This window comes from Labrys sp. KB_33_2 (assembly GCF_052114505.1).
Taxonomy (GTDB): domain Bacteria; phylum Pseudomonadota; class Alphaproteobacteria; order Rhizobiales; family Labraceae; genus Labrys.
Genome location: NZ_JBFREW010000001.1, coordinates 212,535 through 227,125 on the forward strand (window position 1 = coordinate 212,535; position 14,591 = coordinate 227,125).

Sequence of the window (14,591 nt, forward strand, 5' to 3'; positions counted from 1 at the left end):
GCAAAGCAAGTGCGTGGGAGGGTGAGGACGCAAGCCTTTCGGCTTGCTACGATATCGGACGTACTCGTCGGCCAAAAGCGCCGCGCTCCTGCGGGGTGAGGTGAAGACTGGCCGCCTGCAGCGTCGCTTCGCTTGCCAAGACAGAAGTCTTGGCAGCGCTTGCTCCTCCCATCCAGCCAGTCTTGACCTCATCAAAATCCCATCCACGGTCCATAACAGCCTCTAGCTCGCTTCGCGCAACAAGGGCGCGTCGGCATAGGGATTGGCGATACCGAGTTCGGCGAGAATGCGCACTTCCAGCGCCTCCATCACCTCGGCCTCGGCATCGGTCAAATGGTCATGGCCGAACAGATGCAGGAGGCCATGCACGGTGAGGTGGCTGAGATGATCGGCAAAGCTCGTGGAGGTTTCCTCGGCTTCCCGCGCGATCGTCTCATGGGCAAAGATGATGTCGCCCAGCATCGGCGCCGTCTCGATTGCGTCTCCCACAGCCTGTGGGAAGGACAGCACGTTGGTGGGCTTGTCCTTGCCGCGCCACTCGGCGTTGATGACGCGGATCGAAGCATCGTCGGTCAGGACGATCGAGAGTTCGGCTCCCGGCGCATGCGCAAGCTCCGCGACGTCGAGGCTCTTGACCACTGCACGCGTGATCAAGGCCTCGATGGCATCGGGGTCCTGCCAAAGATCGCTCTCGATAGCGATCTCGATGGTGATGGCGGCGTCACTCATGACTTGGTTTCGCCCGAGGGCTTGCTAGCGTCCAAAGGCCTGGTCGAATCCCTGGCCTCATAGGCCCGCACGATCTTGGCGACCAGTTCATGGCGCACGACGTCGGCGGCGTTGAATCGGCAAATGGCGATTTCGGGTATGTCTTTCAACAGGTCGACGGCCTCGATCAGCCCCGATTTCTGCCCGGGAGGCAGGTCGATCTGGGTCGGATCACCGGTGATGATCATGCGCGAGCCTTCGCCCAGGCGCGTGAGGAACATCTTCATCTGCATCGAGGTGCAGTTCTGGGCCTCGTCCAGCAGCACCACCGAATTGGCGAGCGTGCGCCCGCGCATGAAGGCGAGCGGCGCCACCTCGATCATGCCCGAGGTCAGCCCTCGTTCGACGCGCTCAGGCGGCATCATGTCGTAGAGCGCGTCATAGAGCGGGCGCAGATAGGGGTCGACCTTCTCGCGCATGTCGCCGGGCAGGAAGCCGAGCCTCTCGCCCGCCTCGACGGCGGGGCGGGACAGGATCAGCCTGTCGGCCTCGCCCTTCTCGATCAGCGCCGCAGCGTGGGCCACGGCAAGATAGGTCTTGCCGGTGCCGGCGGGACCGGTGGCGAAGACGAGTTCATGCTTCTGCAGCGCCCGTATATAGGCGTCCTGCGCCAGCGTACGGGCGGCGATCGTCTTCTTGCGGGTGCCGACAGAGGCCGCGCCGCCGGTCGGCGCCACTTTCGGCTTGCCTTCCGGCGTGAACAGCACACCCTGCGAGCCAGCCATACGCAGCGCGCCGTCGACATCGCCCAACGTTATCTGCTGGCCCGAGCGCAGGCGTTGATACAGGCTCTCCAGCACGCGCTTGGCCTGTTCCACGCTGTCCTTGGCACCGCGCAGGGCGACATGATTGCCACGGGCCGTCGCCTCGATGCCGAGCTTGCGCTCGATGAAGGCGAGGTTCTGGTCATGCTGGCCGAAGAGAAGCGTGGCCAGGCGATTGTCCTCGAAGGCCGTGACGATTTCCGCAGGTGCGTCCGTCGTCGGCAGGGATGGGGTTTGCGTTGTCATGTGTGTCCGTCGTTCCTCGTCCACCTTCAAGCAACGGCCTCCCTGAATCCAGCGCCGGCCAGTATGCCGTGCAGCGACCAGGCACCCGTGGCCGTGATTTCGACGGGCGCCACCGTACCGATCAGGCTGTCATCCGCCTCGATCTGCACGGCTTGGAGATAGGGGGTGCGGCCGGCGATCTGGCCTGGCCGTTTGCCCTTGCGATCAAAGAGCACATCCATGGTGCGGCCGATGCTGGCCTGATTGAAGGCCTTCTGCTGGCCTTCGGTGAGCGCCTGCAGCCTGGCGAGGCGCGCGGCCTTCGCCACTTCGTCGACCTGGTCGGTCATCGTAGCGCCCGGTGTGCCCGGACGCGGCGAATATTTGAACGAATAGGCCGAGACATAAGTGACCTCTTCGATCAGCCGCAAGGTCGCTTCGAAATCCGCATCGGTCTCGCCGGGAAAGCCGACGATGAAGTCGGAGGAGAATGCCATGTCGGGCCGGGCATGCCGAATCTTCTCGATGAGCTTGAGATAGTCCGCTGCTGTATGCTTGCGATTCATGACATCCAGAATGCGGTCCGAGCCCGATTGCACCGGAAGATGCAGGAAAGGCATCAGCGCCGGCAGGTCGCGATGGGCCTCGATCAGGCTGTCGTCCATGTCGCGGGGATGAGAGGTGGTGTAGCGCAGGCGTACCACCGGCTCGATGCGGGCCAGGCGGTGCACGAGTTGGCCGAGCGTCCAGTCGCGTCCATCCGGCCCCTCGCCATGATAAGCGTTGACGTTCTGGCCAAGCAGGCTGATCTCGCGCACGCCCGCCTCGGCCAGGCGCTCGACCTCTGCCACGATGGCGGCGACCGGCCGCGAGGTCTCGGCACCGCGCGTATAGGGCACCACACAGAAGGTGCAGAACTTGTCGCAGCCTTCCTGCACCGTGACGAAGGCGGAAGGCCCGCGCGCCAGGGTCTTTTCCCGGCGTGGTGCGGGCAGGATGGCGAACTTGTCTTCGACCGGGAAGTCGGTGTCGACAGGCTTGCTGGTGCCATCGGCCAAGCCTGTCGATACTTTGGCGAGCAGGTCCGGCAGGCGATGATAGGCCTGGGGCCCGACCACGAGATCGACGGCGGGCGCGCGCCTCATGATCTCCCGGCCCTCGGCCTGGGCGACGCAACCGGCGACGGCGATCTTCAGATCGCCGCCCTGGCGGCGGCGCTCGTCGCGCGCCACGCGCAGGCGGCCGATCTCCGAATAGACCTTTTCCGCCGCCTTTTCGCGGATATGGCAGGTGTTGAGGATGACGAGGTCGGCATTTTCGGGGCTGGAGGTCTCGACGTAGCCCTGCGGTGCCAGCGTATCGGCCATGCGCTGGCTGTCATAGACGTTCATCTGGCAGCCATAGGACTTGATGAAGACGGTCTTTGTCGGGAGGTCGAGGGTCTCTGCCGGAAGGTTCTTGGCGCGCGTGTCCCTGGAGCCGGCATCACCATGCGGTTTCTGCGGGCGTTTGCTTTCGGTCTCGTCAGGAATCATGGTCTCGCTATAGCCACCTATCAAGGTGCTAGGGATAGCGGTTTTCCGCCCTGATGAGAAGAGGTTGAGTTGCCGCGGCGCATGGGGCCGCTGCAGCTTGGGGGCGCGAGTTTGATAGTAAGCCAACCCAGAGGCGCTGAAGCGCAGTATCCATGGTCGAAGCCCCAGCCTGCGGCGCGAAGTTAAATTGTAATACCGGCAATATCTGGAGCAGGAGGGACGTCATGCGCCAGCTGGAGCTATACCCAATTCCTTCAAGAGAGTCACCGCCTTTTCCAGACGGCCATTATCCGTCTTGCCGGCCTTTCTGACTTCGATCTCGGCGCGCCAGTCAGCAACCTTCTCGTTAAAGGCGAGCCAGTGAACGGTTGCAGCTAATTCAAGAACGGTCGAGCTCACGCCAGCGAAGCGCATCAGAAGCGTGCGTGCACGATCAGTATCAATCCCGCCAAGAGCGGGCATGTCTCCAACTGCCTCCGTCTTGAACGTGCTGTAAGGTGCCCCGTCCGATTTTCTAAAAACAGTAGCTTCTTCAAGCCGGCTCCAGAATTTGGCGTCTGTGACAGCATCAGATACAGCTTCGGAATAGGGACCGTAGTGATGATACTCGAACGGTGCGCCACTGCTGAGGCCGAGCTGATCGAGAAGATAGATTATTTTTTGCAGCCGGATGCGTCCGACAAGGCTACCGCCGGACAATGCGACAGCGCTAACGACGATTTCGTCAAGTTGCGGCATTGTTTTCCCCCGTGATCTTCTGAATTTTTGTGAGATCTTTTTGGTTAAGGAAATAGAAACGAAGAATGTCCTGGCTTTCAAAAAGTGCGGCAATTGGCTTGGAAAGCGAGGTGATATCGACAGTTCGGCCACCTTCTCGCCGGATGTAAACGCGCTTGTGCGGCGACACGGTTTCGCGAGTCGGGTCCTTGTATATGGAAAGCGGAGCACGATCAGGGAACACCGTCTTACCGATCTCATCCTTCATGTCGTTCTCAATGAACTTGCGCCTCGCGACATCCGCGAGTTGCGGGTTCACCGTATCGATCGAGACAGCTTTCAAAATTTTTCGGGAACAAATTCTGTCTGCGAAATCACGAATCATTCCTTCTCCATCAGTCGCACATATCTCCAACGCACTCCAGACCACGGTGTCGTCCAGAGCTACATATCGCCGGAGTTCGGGCGCCGCATCACGGTAGTATGCTCGAAGCGGATGATCCTTATGGACGGGTAACTTTGCTTTGCTCCCCTTTGCGGCCTCCCGCGCGAATTCCAAAAGAAACATCGTAAGCATCTGTTCGATGCCACGCGTGGTGCGGTGCAGATAGACCTGTGAATAAAGATGGAACCGCGCCAGTATGAAGCCTTCTACCGCCTGTAGAGCCTTTTCCTCAAAGGCAAAGGTCTGAATGACGGTACTGGAAGCTTCATCTGCATCCTCGTCCAGATCTGGCGACACATCCACCACTCGCAAATTGTCGAGCAACCAATCAAAATCGATCGCGCCAGCCCCCGAGCCGGTCATCATGCGATCTCGTCTCAGATAGTCGAGGCGGTCGGCATCGAATGAGCTCGAAACGACAGCAGAATAGAGATCTTGAGTCTTACCCATGAGCAGATCAGCGATGTCATCGGCAATTGCTCCTTGATTCCCAAATTGATCAGCTAGCACCTGCCGTATGTTGCCATCCTTTCGCTGAATTAGTTCAGCCGTCCAAACTTCATGGTCCTTGTAAAGGCCGTCCCGCTCTTTAATTCGTGCCTTTTCTGCATTCTCAAATGCATGACTAAATGGGCCATGTCCAAGATCATGAAGCAGCGCTGCAATTAGGGCAGTCCGTTTGCGATGTGGCTTCTGTTTATCCGGAGGAACATAACGCTCAGCAACCTTCATAAGAAGGCGCGCAATATAAAAGACACCAATAGAATGAGCGAGCCTTGTATGGGTGGCGCCTGGAAATGTAAATTCAGATACACCGAGTTGCTTCACTCGACGTAGACGTTGAAATTCCGGTGTGTCGATGAGGCGCCAAGCCGCCCTGTCAATTTCGTCATCAAGGTCGAAAGTAATCAGCCCATGAATGGGGTCGCGGAGACGTTTCAGCATTGGCACGACTTGGAACAAATAGGGAACTTGATGCTAAATGGCAAGGTAACTGCCCTGTGTCACATTGTAGCGGCCTATGGCGGCCATGTTGGAACGAATTCCTTCAGAACCGGAGCTTATTGTTTTAGCTCAGGAATCACCTGAATAATTATCATGGCAATTCTCGTTGATTTCGGCAAATTGCAAAACATTCTAAAGAAGCGATTCAAGCTCATGCCCTCTGTCGATCCTGCCGTGTTTGCTCCCGATGCCGTGGCCGAAACCACGGCGGCCCTCAATGCCGATATCATCGCCAAGATGAGCGCCTTGCCGGATTTGTGGTCCTTTCCGCCCGAACTGATCCGCGAGACCCGGCGCCAGGGCAAGGGGATCTTCCCGCTGCAGGGCAAGAGCGCGCGGGCGCAGGTGCTGGAAATCGAGGGCCGGCAGGGCAAGGTGCCGATCCGCATCATTGCGCCGGAAGTGCCGACCGGGGTCTACATGCACATCCATGGCGGCGGCTGGATGTTCAACCAGTCCGACTTCCAGGACGAGACGCTGGAGAAGATCGCCGAGGCCACCGGCATGGCCTGCATCTCCGTCGAATATCGCCTTGCGCCCGAACATCCCTTTCCCGCCGGGCCGGACGATTGCGAGGCGGCGGCCTTGTGGTTGGTGTCCGAGGGGCGCAAGCGCTTCCGCACCGAACGTTTCTTCATCGGCGGCGAGAGCGCCGGCGCCCACCTTTCCGCGCTGACGTTGCAGCGCCTGCGCGATCGGCATGGCCTCAGGCCCTTCGCCGGCGCCAATCTCATTGCCGGCTGCTACGATCTCGGCATGACTCCAAGCGCGCGCAATTTCGACAGGGGCAGACTTATCCTGACGTCGCGCGATATCGCACTGTTCGTGCGGGCCTGCGTGCCCGACGGCGTCGATCTGCGCTCGCCCGATGTCTCGCCGCTCTACGGCAATCTCGAAGGCATGCCGCCGGCCCTGTTTTCTGTCGGCACCTATGACGCCCTGCTCGACGACACGGTGTTCATGGCGGGGCGCTGGGAGGCAGCCGGCAGCCATACGACGCTCAGGCTATGGCCGGGCGGCTGCCATGTCTTCCAGGGTTTCGATTTTCCGATGGCACACGAAGCCTTTGCCGACGAGATCGCCTTCTTCAACAGCCTGTGATGGATGGAAGCGGCGGTGAGGTACCGCCGCTTCGCTCAGCCCCGCTTGCGCCAGGGAGCGTCCTGCTCCCAGTCGCCGGCCATGATCGAGCCATAGGGCACGACCTCGTCGATCACCTCGGCGAGCCCGTATTTGTCGATCTGGGCCCGGACCGAGGCGGCATTCTTGTAGGCCTGCGGCAGTTCGGACAGATCCGGCTTGCCGCAGTAGAAGCGCACGTCGATACCCTCGGGCAGATCCGGCTTTTCACGGCGCAGAAAGGCCGAGCGGCTGAGGTTGCGGCCCGCCCCATGTGGAGCGAAGCCGAGGGCCTCCTTGCGGTCGCGATGCGCCGTGATCAGGATCGGTTCGGCCATGTTGAGCGGGATTAGCGTGCGGCCATCATCATCCTGCGAAAAGCCGGCCCAGGAAGGCGTTGCGCCCTTGCCGTGATAATAGAGCCCGTCGTCGCGCCGGAATACGAAATTATGCTCGTTCCAGAACCGGTCGGCCACGGCGTTGCCCAGCGACCTGGCGGCATGATCGTGAATGGCGAAATGGCTTGCCTTGGTCCAGCTCCGCGCAAATTGCAGGGCCTGCCAATAGGCCTGCCCTTCCGCGCTCGAGGCCTTCAGCCAGGCATTGTGGGCCGGCACCCGCGGTGCCACGATCTGCGTGTGCTTGCGCGCTGCGGCCATGCCGCGCTTGTAGAGCTGGGCGCCGAGCCCGCGCGAGCCATGATGGGTCACCAATGCCGGCTGGCCGCTGGAACGCAGATGCCCGACATAGGCGAAGTGATTGCCATCGCCCTGCGAGCCGAAATGGCCTGTCACGATGTTGCCGAGCCCGCGCAGGAACGGATTGGCCTGCAACGTGGCGTCGATGCCGGGCGCGAAATCCGGGACGATCATCGTCTTGCGCCCACCGGGACCGAAATGGGTCACGGCTTGGACAGCGTCGAGGATACGCCTGGGATCGTCCTTGCGTGCGAACACGGTGATCGCCACCGAGCAGCAGATGTCGGCGGAATGAAAGCCGGGATGGATGGCATCCTCGCACGCCACCGCGCCACCGACCGGGATTGTCCCGAGGGCGGTGCCGGACGGGCAAGCGTCCGGCATCACAGCGCCGGCGACGATAGTCGGCACCCGCATGAGCGCGTCCATATGCGCGGTTACCGAGGCGAGGTTGGCGCGTTCGAGTTCGCCTTCGGCATCCAGGAAGACGCCATAGGGCAAGCCATTGGTCCGCAGCAGTGTCTCGACCGGCTGCAGGCCCTGCAGGGCGATGAAGATGGCGTCGTCATCCGCGCCAGCGCGGCGCAGGCGATTGGCCTCGGCCAAGCCCTGGCTGAACCATTTGCCGGGCTTGAAGCCCCAGGCGACCAGTGTGTTGCCGTCGATGGCTACGCTTTTTGCCGCGATGTCGGGGGAAGCCCCATCCGCATTCCGTGTCATTGCTCCGGTTCCGGTGTGTTGTCTTGCAACGCCGCGCAACAAGAGTTTGGGGGCAGGCTGGCCCTTAGGCTAATGAACCTGCAAAAGCAAGGGTTTCCCTTTGGGAAAGGTACTGGTACCCCGCAAAAGAAAAGGCAGGGAAAACCCTGCCTTCGAATGGATAGGATGGGATGCGAAGATCAGGCGCGGGCAGCGCGACGCTCCTTGTCGCGATCGCGCCTGCGGTCGAGCACCGGCTGGTAGGCGATCGAAGCATGATGGAGGCAGTACGGACCCGAGGGCCCGACACGGCTTCCACAGAAGCGGAAGTCCTCGCGGCCGGGATCGCCCAGCGGCCAGCGGCACATATGCTCGCGCAGTTCCATGATGGTGACGCGTTCGGACATCGGGATGACGACTTCCTCGACCGGACGCAGCGTAGGTTCGGGACGTTCCTCGATGGCGACAAGCGGCATCATCTGCGGAGCAAGGGCGGTGTTGCCCCGCACCACGGGCACGGAAGTCTGGGTGCGGAGAGGGTGCGAAGGAGCCCGGGTGGGCTTGATACGGCGCTGTGGCGCCGGCGCAGGAGCCTTGGCCCGGCCAGACAAGCCGAGTCTATGCACCTTACCGATCACGGCATTACGCGTGACACCGCCAAGTTCTGTGGCAATGGCGCTAGCAGACAGGCCTTCTGACCACAGCTTTTTCAGAAGTTCTACCCGCTCGTCTGTCCAGTGCATCAGCCTCTCCTGCCTTCCGCCTTGTTTTCGCCCGAATTCGCTACGCCGAATCCTTTCCCATCAGCCTCGATGTCGACAAAACATCGTTGCGCATGCACGCCATGAGCTGACAGGAGTTACGAGACGCCGCACGAGATGTCGTGCTTAACGAAGCCTTAACTACAATAGGCAGTGACTCCAGCGCAAGAGTCCTGCTGACGCGGTGTGCGTTTTCCCCAGCTTCGACGTCAAAGTGAGTCTTTTCGGTAACAGCGGGGGCGCATAAGTTTCCGTTTACGTCACGGAAGCCCTGCAAAGGGATCGACAGGAAACCAGCGGCGTACGAGATCGGCATAGATGCCCTGCTCCCAGATCTGGAAAAGGGCATAGTCGATCGCCTGCTTGAGATCGCCGTCCTCGCGTCGCAGGGCCATGCCGATGCCATCGCCGAAAAAGTGGCTGTCGAGATAGGGCGCGCCCACGAAGCTGCAGCAATCGCCGGCGTCCGAGCCGTTGAGCCAGAGCGACAGGCCGATGCCGTCGGCGAAGATCAGGTCGATCTCCCCGCGCTTGAGGGCTTCACGCAGCGCCGCGTCATTGACGAAGGACACTAGATTGGCGGTCTTGAGATAGGCTTTGGCGTAGGCGGCATGCGCCGTGTCGGCGACGATGCCGATATGGCGGCCAGCCAGCCCCTCCGGCGTGAAGACCGGCGGCGGATCCTTGCGCCGCATGGCGAAGCGGGCAGGACGCATGTAATAAGGGCGGGAGAACTGCAGCCGCTCGCGGGCTTCCTTGCTCGGCACGAGCGAGGCGGCGATGACATCTGCCTGGCCCTCTTCCAGGGCCGCGACGATGGTGTCCCAGCGCCGGGCCTGGATGGTGCAGGACAGTTTCAGCTGCCGGCAGACCGCGCGGGCAAGGTCGACATTGAAGCCTTCCAGAGTGCCGCTCGACCCCTGGAAGTCGAAAGGCGGAAAATCGTCCTCGGTCAGGAAGCGGATCCGGCGCACCGATTTCAGGTCTGGCCGCTCGGGGCGCCGGTGCGGATCCCACAGGCCATAGGGACCGGTGGTGGTCGAGGCGGCCCTGGCGTCGCCATAGGCTGATATGGCGAGCATCAATCCGAGGAGAAGCGTCGAGAGGGCGCCGAATTTCAACAGGTCGAATTCCTATTGCAGCGGGGCTGATCATTGTTTGGGTCGGGAATGCCGGATCCGTCCATGGCGATCCATCGCAAGGCCGACCCTTGATCTCGCACTCTATCGACCCTGCATGACAGTTTCCAGGAGCGCAACCACCTCGTCCGACGACGCGTGCAAGTCGAAGCTCGAACGCAGGCGGCCATCCTTGTCGAGTACAAGGACAGTGTTGGTGTGATCGATATTGTAATTCTTGCCTGTTCCCGGCAAAATTCTTGCTTCTATGCTGTAGAAGTCGCGTACCGCGGCAAGTTGTGCTGGGTCGCCCGTCAGGCCGCGCAGATGCGGGTCATAGGTGGAAAGGCTGGCCTTCAATTGCTCGGGCGTGTCCCTGTCGGGATCGACGGTGATGAAGAGCGTGTTGATCTGCGAGGCGTCCGGTCCCAGCTTCTTCATCACCTGCGCGAGCAGGAACAGGGTCGTTGGGCAGATGTCGGGGCAGTGCGTGAAGCCAAAATAGATCAGGCTCGGCTTGCCCTGCAATTCCTTGAAGTCGAAGGCTCTGCCATCGGCATCCGTCAACATGAACGGCTTGCCGATCACGCTGGTAGCCTTCTGCTCGGATAGGAAGAGGGCCCATAAGCCAAGGCCAGCAAACACAAGGAAACCTGTGCCGCCGATCAGGTACTTCCGACGGGTGAGTGCGACCACTTAGCGCGGCAGGGCGTTGGCCAATCCCTCATAACTGCGACGCAATTCAGCCAAGGCTTCGTCAATCTCGCGGCGCTGGCGCTCCAGATGCTCGATCTGCTCGCGGACGGTGCTGGCGCTGATGTCGAGACTTGCCGTCTTGCCTTCCCCATGATGGGCGATCATCTCGCCGATTTCCACCAGGGTAAAACCCAGCCGCTTACCCTTAAGGATAAGTTGCAGATGCTCGCGGTCACGTGCACTATAAAGCCGAGTCAGGTTGTCGCGCGTTGGATTGAGAAGGCCCTTGTCCTCGTAGAAGCGCAAGGTTCGCAAGGTAACGCCAAACTCTCGCGCAAGGTCACCTATTGTATAGGTGACCGTACTATTCGTGGCGTTTTCTGTCTCTGCTACGAATACCGTCACCGGTTGGCCTTTTGTGTTTGTCGCCGACCTGGCTTCCAACTTTGACATGGTCTCTCTCTCGCGCCCGTTACAGGCTAGCAGCGCCGCTACTCGTTCGTTGCAACAGGTACCATAATACGAAATCCGGGGGGCGTCAGCAATTAATATATTACCAAGCGAACGCCTAGATCTCCAGCAGGGAGATCATAGCCCCCGCTCTGCTTCCTTTCAAGGGTAACGTATTAAATTAGCGCGCGTTAAGCGTTTCGAACAACACGGGCATCAAGAGAATTCTAGCCTTGTCGCAAAGTCTAATGTCGGTTCTTGCACGGTACCCCACTTTCCTGTCCGCTCGGGAGCTTGGGTGGTAGGGTTTTTAGTAAAAAAAGCGCTTTGGATGCTCTACAATGTTGTTGCTGCCAGGAAGAGCGCTAGGGCAGTGACGGTTAAGGGGATATTTACCCTGTTGCGCGAAAGCTGCTGCTGCGGGCACTGCGTGCCGCCCTCTTTCCGTGTTTCCGGCCCGGTTTTCCGGGGCGGAGGACGGCAGAGGCGTGAGAATCAGGCCGTTCGCCGGCACGGGAAGCTAAATGAGCCAAGCAGTGTCATGGAGTGTCGAGGGCGTCGATTCCCAGACGCGCGAGGCTGCCGCCATTCTGGCACGGCGCTCGGGCATGACGCTTGCTCAATGGCTGAAATCGACCGTTGCCGAGCAAAAACTGCATGAACCGTCTCTTTTCGAGACGCAGAGCGATCTCCCGGAATCGCCCTTGGCTGCGATTGCACGGAAGCTGGCAGCCAGCCAGGAAAGGTATGCCGGTAGTGGTTCGAGTGACCCGAAACGCAGGATCCAGACAGTAGAGGTCAGCGCGTCCGTGCTCGCGCGCCATATCCGAGCAAGCGAAACCAGAATGGCGGGGCTGATCGAGCAACTTATCCACAGGCAGGAGCAGAGCGAGACCCAGATGGCCACCCTGGTCGATGCCCTCGTGGACGGTTTCGCGTCTCGACCCACGACTACGGCGCCTGTCGATGATACCGATGGTCTTGACGATTTGGCACGCGATCTGGAGCAGCGCATCGCCGGCATGGCCACCAAGCTCGGTCCGTCTGCGTCCGCACCATCGGTTTCGCCGGCGCCCCGTGACGATCTGAGCGAACAGATCGCGGCGCTGACACGCGAGGTCGCCGAACTGCGCCGCAGCCATCCCGCCGTCGCGCCCGGCCAGGAAGATCTCGCCGGCCTGCGTACGGAAATGGCGGATCTCAACCGGCATATCGCCGACATCCGCTCCCCCGAGCAGTTCGCTCGTCTCGACAAGAAGCTCGATCTGCTGACGCGTCAGGCCCAGGACCCGGCCGTACTGGCCGCTCTTCAGCGTGAGACGGCCGACATCCGCGCCCGCCTTGGCGATCTTGTTCGCCAGCCTGAGGGGGTGCACGATCTTCACGAGAAGATCGATGCCCTGCGCCAGGCCGTCGACGATGTGCAATCCTCGACCAATGCGTCGCTGACGGGGCTGATGACCAAGCTCGAAGGCCTGGATGGGCGCGTCATCGACGAGGCGGCCTTCTCCGCCCTGGAGCGGCAGATCACGGCGATGGCGGGGAGCATCGAAGGGCTCGGCAGCGGAACGCTTGGCGCCGCACAATTGCGGGAAACTTTTGGTGAGGCTTTGGCCGGATCGGCTTTGGCGGCCTTGCCGGAAGAACTGCAGCGTTTCTATAGCGAATTGCGCCAATATCAGCAGGACGATGTCCGGGATACGCGCACGGCCCTCGAAGCCTTGCAATCGCTGCTGCACCAACTCGGCAACAGTCTGGCCGCAGTCGAAGACATGGTCAGGAGCCGGGGTGGATCGGTCATCGTCGGGCCGCCCAACATGTCCGGCATCGCGCCCTTGTTCGGCCGCGAGCGGCCCGATGACATTTCATGGTCCGACGATCTGCCGCGATCCCTTGCGGGCGACGGATCCCGGAGTTCATCCGCAGAGGCACCCCAAAATATCGGCCGCCCCAGCCAGGTTTCCGCCCTCGGGGCGGGCAGCCCGTTGCCGTCGAGTGGAACGCGCAGCGCCTTCATCGCCGCAGCCCGGCGGGCGGCGCGTGCTGCAAATGAGGCCGAGGGGGCCATCACGCGCGAGGAGAACGATCCCGTGACCGGAGATGAACCTTTCTACAAGCGGCACAAGCGCCCGATCCTGCTAGGCTTGGCGGCCGTGACCATGATGCTGGGCGCGTTGCAGGGTGGAAAAGCCGGCGCTGCTCCCAGCGGCAACCGGCCGATACCGCGCCTGAGCACGTCGGCGGTTCAGCAGGTGCGGCCGGCAATCACCATTCCCAAGCCGGAACAGGCCGGGCAGGCTCTAGCCTGGTTCGAGGAGGCCCGCCGGCTCGATCGGCCCGAGGCCTCCACCCAGGATCTCGCCAAGGCGGCCGGGCTTTATCGCCAGGCGGCCCAGATGGGCTATACGCAGGCGCTGTTCCTGCTGGGGCTGGCCTATGACAAGGGCAGGGGGGTCGGTCAGGACGCCGTGCTGGCGGGACTGTGGTATCAGCGCGCGGCCGAGCATGGCTCGGTGAACGCGATGTACAATCTTGCCGTGCTCTATGCCAATGGCGCCGTGATGGGCGCTCCCGATTACGAACAGGCCGCTCGCTGGTTCCATCAGGCCGCCGAGAAGGGCCATGTCGGCAGTCAGTACAATTACGCCCTGCTGGCAGCCCGGGGCCTCGGCACGCCGCGCGATCTTGCCGTTTCCTATCGCTTCCTCGCGCTTGCGGCGGCGGCGGGTGACGCGGACGCCCTGATGAAGCTGGCCGAGCTCGAGCCGCGCCTGTCGCCGTCGCAACGCGCTGCAGCCGAGGCGGGCAGGACCGGGCATCATCCCTGTTGAGGGGCGTTATTCCAGCAAAATGAGGCGCAACCAGCCTTCTCCCGCAAGGGGAGAAGGAAGTGGCACCCTCTCACCCGCCCAGGCAGCGCGCTCTCGGGAAGGCGAAGACGCGCTCGTCGCCCATCAAATGGGCCGTGAAGCCGTCGGGGAAAAGTGGCGCGAAGGCGGCGTCGCGCACGTTCAGCCCGCCGGCATAGGCGCCGAAGGCCGGCAGGATGGCACGCCTGCCGTCGCCGGCAAAGCAGCGCCGTCTCAGCGAGCGGCCGCGCGTGGCTACCCGGGCCACGGGATGCAGGTGACCGGCGATCTCGCCAGGCTCGGCTCTTGCCGATGGCTCATGTCGAAACAGCACCGGCCCGATGGCCAGTTCCGGCGTTGCCGTGCCGCCAAGGTCGGTTGGGGGATCGGGATCATGGTTGCCGGCGATCCAGAATATTTCGCGCCCGTGGATGCAACGCTGTAGCGCTTCCCGGTCGCGCGAGGCGAGGCGAGTATCGGCACGGCGATCGTGGAAACTGTCGCCGAGGAAGATCAGCCGCCTTGCACTGAAACGAGACAGGAGCCGCGCCAGGCGTTTCAGGGTCTCGGCGGTATCGTAGGGCGGCAGCAATACGCGGCGTTCGGCGAAGGAAGAGCCCTTTTCAAGGTGCAGGTCCGATACGACGACCAGGCTTTCTTCGGGCCAGACCAGCGCGCCGTCGGCGGTGGCGAGGAATTCCACCCCGGCGACGCCGAGCACGGCTTCGTCCCGCCGGATCAT

13 protein-coding genes are annotated in these 14,591 nt (G+C 61.7%); 2 read left to right on the top strand and 11 right to left on the bottom strand.

Annotation, left to right across the window (positions count from 1 at the left end):
* Positions 1 to 222: 222 nt before the first annotated feature.
* The 5 genes from ybeY to AB4037_RS01035 form a co-directional block, all read right to left on the bottom strand.
* Positions 223 to 729, bottom strand: coding sequence for an rRNA maturation RNase YbeY (gene ybeY / locus AB4037_RS01015; RefSeq protein ID WP_441770233.1), 507 nt, complete (start codon positions 727 to 729; stop codon positions 223 to 225).
* On the bottom strand, positions 726 to 1,778 hold the full coding sequence (locus AB4037_RS01020) for a PhoH family protein (protein ID WP_441770234.1): 1,053 nt from the start codon (positions 1,776 to 1,778) through the stop codon (positions 726 to 728). Before AB4037_RS01020 ends, ybeY begins: the two co-directional genes overlap by 4 nt.
* A 26-nt stretch (positions 1,779 to 1,804) precedes the next feature.
* Positions 1,805 to 3,292 (bottom strand): tRNA (N6-isopentenyl adenosine(37)-C2)-methylthiotransferase MiaB, encoded by a 1,488-nt coding sequence (gene miaB / locus AB4037_RS01025; protein ID WP_441770235.1) that lies wholly within the window; start codon positions 3,290 to 3,292, stop codon positions 1,805 to 1,807.
* A 222-nt stretch (positions 3,293 to 3,514) separates the two neighbouring features.
* Complete coding sequence (locus AB4037_RS01030; protein WP_441770236.1) at positions 3,515 to 4,030, bottom strand: hypothetical protein; 516 nt, start codon at positions 4,028 to 4,030, stop codon at positions 3,515 to 3,517.
* Entirely contained in the window at positions 4,017 to 5,399 is a 1,383-nt protein-coding gene (locus tag AB4037_RS01035) for an HD domain-containing protein (RefSeq protein WP_441770237.1), read from the bottom strand. The genes AB4037_RS01030 and AB4037_RS01035 overlap by 14 nt, the downstream gene beginning before the upstream one ends.
* A gap of 213 nt (positions 5,400 to 5,612) precedes the next feature.
* Here AB4037_RS01035 and AB4037_RS01040 point away from each other — a divergent pair, with 213 nt between their 5' ends.
* Positions 5,613 to 6,560: an alpha/beta hydrolase gene (locus AB4037_RS01040; protein ID WP_441770238.1), complete on the top strand. Its 948-nt coding sequence runs from the start codon at positions 5,613 to 5,615 to the stop codon at positions 6,558 to 6,560.
* A gap of 35 nt (positions 6,561 to 6,595) precedes the next feature.
* Here AB4037_RS01040 and AB4037_RS01045 read toward each other — a convergent pair whose 3' ends face one another.
* The 5 genes from AB4037_RS01045 to AB4037_RS01065 all read right to left on the bottom strand — a co-directional run bounded on the left by AB4037_RS01045 (position 6,596) and on the right by AB4037_RS01065 (position 11,003).
* On the bottom strand, positions 6,596 to 7,996 hold the full coding sequence (locus AB4037_RS01045) for an RtcB family protein (RefSeq protein ID WP_441770239.1): 1,401 nt from the start codon (positions 7,994 to 7,996) through the stop codon (positions 6,596 to 6,598).
* Positions 7,997 to 8,175: 179 nt separating this feature from the next.
* Entirely contained in the window at positions 8,176 to 8,718 is a 543-nt protein-coding gene (locus tag AB4037_RS01050; protein WP_434957923.1) for a GcrA family cell cycle regulator, read from the bottom strand.
* Positions 8,719 to 8,996: 278 nt separating this feature from the next.
* Positions 8,997 to 9,857, bottom strand: coding sequence for a transporter substrate-binding domain-containing protein (locus AB4037_RS01055; RefSeq protein ID WP_441770240.1), 861 nt, complete (start codon positions 9,855 to 9,857; stop codon positions 8,997 to 8,999).
* A gap of 102 nt (positions 9,858 to 9,959) precedes the next feature.
* Positions 9,960 to 10,550: an SCO family protein gene (locus tag AB4037_RS01060; protein WP_434957921.1), complete on the bottom strand. Its 591-nt coding sequence runs from the start codon at positions 10,548 to 10,550 to the stop codon at positions 9,960 to 9,962.
* Positions 10,551 to 11,003, bottom strand: a complete 453-nt coding sequence (locus AB4037_RS01065; protein WP_434957920.1) for a MerR family transcriptional regulator — start codon at positions 11,001 to 11,003, stop codon at positions 10,551 to 10,553.
* Positions 11,004 to 11,524: 521 nt separating this feature from the next.
* Here AB4037_RS01065 and AB4037_RS01070 point away from each other — a divergent pair.
* A complete protein-coding gene (locus tag AB4037_RS01070) occupies positions 11,525 to 13,831 on the top strand; it encodes a hypothetical protein (protein ID WP_441770241.1) in 2,307 nt (768 codons plus the stop codon).
* 70 nt (positions 13,832 to 13,901) lie between these two features.
* Here the strand turns inward: AB4037_RS01070 and pdeM are convergent, their stop codons facing one another.
* Positions 13,902 to 14,591: a ligase-associated DNA damage response endonuclease PdeM gene (pdeM, locus tag AB4037_RS01075; protein WP_434957918.1), complete on the bottom strand. Its 690-nt coding sequence runs from the start codon at positions 14,589 to 14,591 to the stop codon at positions 13,902 to 13,904.